The 592-nt window shown below is 27.4% G+C and carries 1 protein-coding gene; it reads left to right on the top strand.

Going from position 1 to position 592, the window contains the following annotated elements:
• On the top strand, positions 1 to 592 hold a 592-nt coding region (locus tag IEX42_RS17930), incomplete at both ends, for a DUF1430 domain-containing protein (RefSeq protein WP_188781465.1).

Genomic DNA, 592 nt, shown 5'->3' with positions numbered 1-592 from the left:
AAACGTGTTTATTCCTCCAAGGTTACAATATCAAAAATCTGAAATTCAAAAAAATCACCAAGGATGGATTGACTTTCAAAAGCAACAAAACAAAAAAGTAGATGTGCAAGTACTGTCAAAAAACGTATCTGTTTTTTCTTTTGATCGCACAACTAATTTGAAATTTGGATATCTAGATTCTCCAATAGTAATGTTGTTGACACCTGACGATTTAACAGGAGATTTTTATTTAGCTGCTGTTTCTCAAGGTGGATATCTATTTAAAGATTTAGATACACTTAAACAGTTGCTTAAAGATAATCACCTAGAAGAAGAAATTAGCGGTATAACTAATTACAAGGATTCTGTGTTAAATGAATTAAATGAAACGAAAACAAAAATGATAATAACAATAGTTACTATTATTATTAACGTTTTCATTCTTTTGATAGCTACTGTATTTGAAACAATTCAATATTTTAGCTGGAATAAAAAGCAACTATTATTAAGAAAAATTCATGGTTATTCATTATTCAGCAGTAATGTACGTTATTTAACAATTTCTATTTTACTTTCTATTATGTTAGCTTACACTACGCATATTTTATTTGGT

The sequence above is a fragment of the Marmoricola endophyticus genome (assembly GCF_014644415.1).
GTDB lineage: Bacteria > Actinomycetota > Actinomycetes > Propionibacteriales > Nocardioidaceae > Marmoricola > Marmoricola endophyticus.
Note: the sequence above shows the minus strand (reverse complement) of the source record. Positions and strands in the feature narration are given on the sequence as shown.